At 66.4% G+C, this 6,299-nt stretch carries 7 protein-coding genes and 1 tRNA gene; 6 read left to right on the top strand and 2 right to left on the bottom strand.

The features are described from left to right. Positions 1 to 742, top strand: a 742-nt coding sequence (locus AC1D12_RS21585; RefSeq protein WP_477842756.1) for a hydantoinase/oxoprolinase family protein, incomplete at its 5' end; no start/stop codon positions are given. Next, on the top strand, positions 742 to 1,353 hold the full coding sequence (locus AC1D12_RS21580; protein ID WP_477827188.1) for an amino acid kinase family protein: 612 nt from the start codon (positions 742 to 744) through the stop codon (positions 1,351 to 1,353). The genes AC1D12_RS21585 and AC1D12_RS21580, both read left to right, overlap by 1 nt. A gap of 59 nt (positions 1,354 to 1,412) precedes the next feature. On the opposite strand, the gene AC1D12_RS21575 is transcribed toward AC1D12_RS21580, so the two are convergent. Then, positions 1,413 to 2,207, bottom strand: a complete 795-nt coding sequence (locus AC1D12_RS21575; RefSeq protein ID WP_477842754.1) for a hypothetical protein — start codon at positions 2,205 to 2,207, stop codon at positions 1,413 to 1,415. A 215-nt stretch (positions 2,208 to 2,422) separates the two neighbouring features. Here AC1D12_RS21575 and truD point away from each other — a divergent pair, with 215 nt between their 5' ends. Continuing rightward, a complete protein-coding gene (gene truD, locus AC1D12_RS21570) occupies positions 2,423 to 3,436 on the top strand; it encodes a tRNA pseudouridine(13) synthase TruD (protein ID WP_477842752.1) in 1,014 nt (337 codons plus the stop codon). Between the two features lie 230 nt (positions 3,437 to 3,666). Beyond that, a complete protein-coding gene (locus tag AC1D12_RS21565; protein ID WP_477842750.1) occupies positions 3,667 to 4,482 on the top strand; it encodes a hypothetical protein in 816 nt (271 codons plus the stop codon). A 167-nt stretch (positions 4,483 to 4,649) separates the two neighbouring features. Here the strand turns inward: AC1D12_RS21565 and AC1D12_RS21560 are convergent, their stop codons facing one another. After that, positions 4,650 to 5,174 (bottom strand): GNAT family N-acetyltransferase, encoded by a 525-nt coding sequence (locus tag AC1D12_RS21560; RefSeq protein WP_477826229.1) that lies wholly within the window; start codon positions 5,172 to 5,174, stop codon positions 4,650 to 4,652. A gap of 72 nt (positions 5,175 to 5,246) precedes the next feature. Between AC1D12_RS21560 and AC1D12_RS21555 the strand changes: the two genes are divergently transcribed. Then, positions 5,247 to 5,324: transfer RNA gene (locus AC1D12_RS21555), tRNA-OTHER, on the top strand. 613 nt (positions 5,325 to 5,937) lie between these two features. Then, a partial coding sequence (locus tag AC1D12_RS21550; protein WP_477842749.1) for a hypothetical protein occupies positions 5,938 to 6,299 on the top strand: 362 nt, incomplete at its 3' end.

Here is a 6,299-nt window from a genome sequence, read left to right as displayed (position 1 = left end):
ACGCGTGGCCGCGCAGTGGCAGCACATCGCGTCGGCCAACTGGCTGGCCACCGCGATGCACGCGGCGCGCGAACTGGGCGACGGCGTGCTGCTCGACATCGGCAGCACCACCACCGACATCATCGCGTTCAGGCATGGGCAGGTCGTCACGCAGGCGCGCAGCGACGTGCAGCGCCTGGCGACAGGCGAGCTCGTCTACCAGGGCGTGGTGCGCACGCCGCTGTGCGGGCTGGCGCGGCAGATCCCGTGGCGCGGCGAGCGGCTCAACGTGATGAACGAGTACTTCGCGACCGTGGCCGACGTGTACCGCCTGACCGGCGAGCTGGACCCGGCGCACGACCTGTACCCGAGCGCCGACAACGCGCCGAAGGACCTGCCGGCCACGCGCAAGCGGCTGGCGCGGATGATCGGCATGGATGCGCGCGATGCCTGCGACGGCGAGTGGCTGGTGTTCGCGCAGGACTGGCGCGCCGCGCAGGTGGACGAACTGGGCGCGCAGCTGCAGCGCGTGATGGCGATGCACCGGATGTCGGCCGATGCCGTCGTCGTCAGTGCGGGGTGCGGCGACTTCCTGGTGGCCGACGTGCTGGCCGCCGCGCACGGCGCGGCCTGCGCGTGCCGCCGCTACGGCAGCGACCTGGCCCGCCTGGCACTCGGTGCCGCACCGGCGGTGGCGGCCTGGGCGCAGGTGTGCGCGCCGAGCGTGGCGGTGGCGATGCTGCTCGACATGGAGCTGCGCTGATGTGGGTCGTCAAGCTCGGCGGCAGCCTGAGTGCCGACCCGGTGTTGCCGCAGTGGCTGGACCTGCTGGCGCAGCTGGGGGGAGGGCGCGTGACGCTGGTGTGCGGCGGCGGCAGCCTGGCCGACGAAGTGCGGCGCCTGCAATCGCACTGGCAGTTCAACGACCTGGCGGCGCACAACATGGCGGTGCTGGCGATGGCGCAGACCGCCTACCAGTTCAACGCGCTGAACCCCGCGCTGCAGCTGGCGACGAGCCGCAGCGACATCCGGCGCGTGCTGCACAAGGGGCAGACGGCGTTGTGGCTTCCCTTTGAATTGCAGCGCGAGCAGCCGGATGGGCAGACCAACTGGGAGGTCACGTCGGACAGCATCGCGCTCGACCTGGCGCGGCGGCTCAATGCGGAACGGCTGGTGGTGGTGAAGTCGTGCCGGATGGAGGGAGCACCGACGCTGGCGCAGCTGGGCGAGCAGGGCATCGTCGACGCGCGCTTCGCGTCGCTGGCCCAGGGGGCGGCGTTCCCGATCGAGGTCATCCACAAGGGCGACCTGGAGGGGATGCGGGCGTTGCTGTATGGGGAGAACCGGGTGATGGGGGGGGGCCGGGGGTTCTAGCGGGGCACGTGGTGGCCCAATATCCGTCGAGCGACATTGACATGTCCGGCCCCTGGGCGTCAGCGACGATAGTAGTAGGGATCGCCTGGCGGCACCCATTCAGTGAGCACGACCGGCTTCGGTGGGCCATCCGCCTTGGTGCGCGAGCGGCTCTTGCGTTCGAAGCCCGGCACGGTGTCCGCGCTGRCCTCGTGGTACTGCTCCATGGTCACCCGGTGCGCGTCCCAGACATCGGTGACGTGGTCCGCGGGAATGTGGCCGCGGATCACCACCTCCTGCGAGGCTTTCGCGGTGTTCAGGCTGGAGCCCTTGCCGGTGGGGAACACATGCCGCGCCTGGTCGGGATCGGTCATGTCGTAGGACTCCTGGCCGCGCGGCTTGTTGAAGCGTGCCACGCGTCCGCCCGGCGGGCCCTCGGCGGCCCAGGCCGAGGCCACCTTGGCGCTGCGCGTGGCCGAGACGAACTCGCTCTTCCGCTTCGACTTGCTGCCGGCCGTGATGTGCTGGCTGGCGGTCAGTGACGGGTCGAAGCCGTCCGGCGGCCGCAGGCCCCGGCGCGGGTCCTCGTCACGGCGGAGCGAGCGGTACAGCACGTTCGGGTTCTCGCTGTCCGATTCGCCGTCGGACAGGTGATGCGGCGCGCGCGTGCGCGGACGGCTCGTGCTGCTGGCGTGGCTGGTCCGCGACTGGGAAGGTCCGCCCCACTGCTCGTGCGACGAAGGCGCCGGCCCGTAGCCGTAGGGCTGCTGCGGCGGCTGCCCGTAGCCGTGCGACGGCTGCGGCGAATGGCTTGGCTGCGAGGGGGCGTACGAGTAGCTGCGCGGAGGGGAACCGTATCGGTGGTCAATTGGCATGGTGGCGTCCTTGGTTTGCGGCCCATCGTGGGTCAGGCGCCAGATTGACGGCGGGGCAGGCGGTGGACCGCCGCGGATGCGAAGCGAACGATGCGCCGGCGAAACAGATCGGGAAGAAGTCAAGGCATGCGGGTCAGGAGAGAATCGCGGCCTGGACTGCCCCCGGTCGGCCAGGCAGCCCGTCCCTGTCCACGGCTGGTGCCGCCAGACTGCTCATGACCGACGCTCACTACACGACCTTGCCGCAGTGGCCCAACGCTTATCCGGCCAGCGGCGCCAGCGCCACGCTGAAACTCCTCAACGAGGATTTCATCGTGACCGAACTGCCGCTGCAGCAGCCCTCCGGTGAGGGCGAACACCTCTGGCTGGACATTGAGAAGAACGGTGCCAACACCGCCTTCGTCGCCCAGCAGCTGGCCGAGGCCGCCAGCGTGCAGGAAAGAGACGTGGGCTATGCCGGCCTCAAGGACCGCTACGCCATCACCCGTCAGTGGTTCAGCATCTATCTGCCGAAGGGCGAGACGCCCGACCTGACCCTGCTTCAGCACCCGGAATTCAAGGTACTGGGTCAGAGCCGCCACGTGAAGAAGCTGCGCCCTGGCGATCTGCAGGGCAACCGATTTCGCATCGTGCTGCGTGACGTGACCGGCAACCGCGACGCCATCGAGGCCAACCTCCAGGCTGTTGCGTCCCATGGCGTGCCCAACTACTTCGGCGCCCAGCGTTTCGGCCACGACGGTGGCAACGTGATGCAGGGCCGCGCCATGCTGGCGCGCGAGATCCGCGTGCGCAACCCGAAGAAGAAGGGCATCTACCTGTCGGCGGTGCGCTCCTTCGTCTTCAATGAAGTGCTGGCGCTGCGAGTTCAACAGGGACTCTGGGGCAAGACCCTGCCTGGTGACGTGATGGACGAGGCAGGCCGACCCACCGGACCGCTCTGGGGACGAGGCCGCGTGATCACCACCGATCAAGCGCAGGCTCTGGAAAACGGCGTGGCTGAACGTCACGCCACCTTGTGCGACGGCATGGAGCACGCCGGCCTGGATCAGGAGCGCCGCAGCCTGGTGGCGAGCCCGGCGGACATGTCATGGGAATGGCCGCAAGCCCATCAACTGGCGCTCACGTTCTCTTTGCGCGCCGGGAACTACGCCACTTCCGTTCTGAACGAAATCCTCCGCACCACGGAGCCTGACCGGCAAACGGAGAACGAATCTGCGGCTGTCGAATGACGGTGTCCTCACCTCGGGTTTGCGGATGGCCGCTCGGGCTGACGAGGGTGGACTTCGGTCAGTCGCGCGGGTGGTGGTCAAAGTCCAGGCCTTCATCGGCGGGGCTGTGGGAAGCCCCATCTCAGCAAAACGGCAGGCCTTTGTCCGTCACGTGCTGATGGTGCATCACGGCCCGGCCCCTTAGGCTGGATCTGCCGGAACGTGAAGCTCGGCGCCAACCCGGAGCCACCATGACAACAAATCACAGCGCCCGCCGCGACGCGACCCAGCTCCGCAAGCCCGCGGCGATGCCCGCTGACGAAACCTCGGTGCCGAGGGCTGCGCGGCAACTGCTGGCCGACCACATCCACCGCTCGCCGCGCATGCAGGCGCAGCGCCGCGCGATGGCGAGTTGGGGCTCGGTGACGCAACGAGCCGTCGCGCAAAGGGAGGATGGGGATGAGGCGTCGTCGCAAGGCGGAGGCCGCACCGGCATCATGGGCGAGAAGCTGGCGGGGATGATCGGCGAGGCCTTCAACTTCCTGGCGGTCGTGCCCAACTACCTGCCCAAGGAAGCGCAGCCTGTTGTGAACATCGTGGCCGGCACCGCGCTGCTCGGTTCTGCCGGCTACCAGTACTGGACGTCAARGGACGGGGTCGAGAAGATCCAGTCCTTGGCGAATGCTGCGGCAGCCGCAACGCAGTTCACCCAAGGCGTGTTGCAGGCCACTGGGAATGACACCGCGGCCGGCGTTGTGGGGGTGCTGCCCAACTTGATATGGGCCACCGCGGAAGCCTGCAACACCTTCTACAACTACAACAAGTACACCGCCACCATGATCACGGCCGGTGGCATCAAGGCCGTCGGCGCCATCACCAACAGCGTGACTGGCGCCGCCGGTTGGGATTTCGGCATCTACTCCACGGCTGCCTTCGCGATGCTGGGGACGGCCTTGGCTGCAAGCTCCCATGCGTCGGAACTGTGCGAGAAAGAGCAGCCGGCTGAGGACATCGAGGAAATGACGCACTTCGGCGCAGCGCAGGACCAACTCTATGGCACGGCTTGAAATACGGGTGGGCCAGGGTGCCGCTCGAACGGACACGGCACCCGTGGCCTTCGTCAGCCCGGCCGCGCAGCGCGTCGTCTGGCAGGCCCGGGGCTGCGGATGCCACCTGTAGAAGACGCGGGTTTTCAGGCGGACGCAAAGCCGACGCTCGCCAACGTCATATCGCGCTATGCGGCGCCGTCACAGGACACTCCGGACCCTTCGTATGCAAGGGCACTCAGGTTTGGCTCCGAGAGTCGATAGCTGAGTCTTTCCGACACGAGCGCAGCACCGAGGTCTTCGTAGAAGGACATTCCTCGGATATTGGACGCCTTCACCGGCCAGTCGATGCGGCTGCAGCCGTTATCCCGGGCGTACCGAGAAACCCATGCCATGAGTGCCCTGCCGGCCCCTTGGCTCCTCTGGGCCGTACTCACATACAGCTCCTTCAGCTGGCAGTGCCGACGCATATCCGGCGCRAAGTCTACGAGCGAGTAGACGAGTGTGATGGCGGCCAGGCCAAGCACACGATTGCCGTCCGCCGTAGCCACGATCAGGCGGTGTGGCGACCTCGGTCCCAGCAAGTTGTCAAGCAGGTGCTCCCGCACGACATCTCGGGCGATCACGGCGCCTTCGTTGTAGTAGGCATGCAACTCGCAAAGCAGATCAATCAGGGACTCGTATTGCGGCTCAGCAACAAGGTCTACGTGCATTGGGCGCCTCGTGGTTGTCAGCGTCGCACCAGCATACCGGCGCGGCCTTCAAGCGCCGATACACTGACTGCGGGCAGCGTGGCGAAATTTGGTAGACGCATGGCAAAAACCATCCTCTAGAAGGTGCAGGTTCAACCCCTGTCGCTGTCCGTCCAACATCGTCGGCGTTCCAATCTCAACTTCCTCAGGCACCTAGACGCATCGTGCCCAAAGCGGACGCTGCTGACCGACCGCACCTGGCCGACCGTGCCCCTCACCCGACGCCCCGAAAGCGGTCGCACGTGGCGACCGTCCCGGCAGCGATCGATTGCTTGCAGGCGATTCCACGAACATACACTGTCGGCCACAAGCAGCCGATCGCGAACGACTGCATTCGAGTAGCATGGGATCAATGGGCTGGATGGGAATAGTCGTCACGACTGTGCTCGCGCTTCTGCTGGTTGCGCGACCGCGTCTGTGGCCTTACGTCCTTGTAGCGATTGCGCCGGGAGTCGCGCTCGCTCTGTCTGCCCCTGGCGCACCAAGCGACACGGCTCCAACGATTGATTGGCGGCTCACGCTTCTCGCGACTGGCACGATCCTCGGCCTTCCCATCGCTGGTCTAGGCCGGTGGTGGTTGCACAGGCTGCAGTCTCGCCGTGACATGTTCGAATAAGGCGTCAACAGAGCAAACAGCTGTAGCCGGCCACATTCTGCCGCTCGTGGAGGACTGCTTTGGGGGCGCGGAGTTGTGGCAGGCGGCCCCGAAGGTGCTATCTCTAGAATGTTTTCACGTCCCCACATTGCAGGTTTCGCAGGACTGGTGCTCGTACCCCTTGCGGCCTTCTACATTCCGTGGGTCTCCCCGTACTGGACTGTTCCTATTGGCGCGGGATTGGCGATTGTGATGGTTCGACTCAAACCAGGGGCGCCCATCACCGAGTTGGGACTTGCGCCACCTCGCAAATTGGGGCAAGCCGTCCTACTCGGTGCCATGGTAGGGATTGTGCTGGTGCTGTCGAGTCGTCTTCTGCTTGGCCCCGTTATCGACCACGTCACCGCGACGCATCGCGATCTGAGCAGGTTTGACAACTTGCGTGGCAACTGGCGCTCGCTGCTGCCGCTTTTGCCGACGGTCTGGATATC

Source organism: Rhizobacter sp. P1_G5, assembly GCF_056405435.1.
This window is presented reverse-complemented; position numbering and strand designations above follow the sequence as displayed.

What these genes read in the sequence shown, in the direction of transcription:
- truD (WP_477842752.1), top strand. Translation starts at nt 2,423, where the DNA reads ATGACCGACGCTCACTACACGACCTTGCCGCAGTGGCCCAACGCTTAT.
- AC1D12_RS21580 (WP_477827188.1), top strand. Translation starts at nt 742, where the DNA reads ATGTGGGTCGTCAAGCTCGGCGGCAGCCTGAGTGCCGACCCGGTGTTG.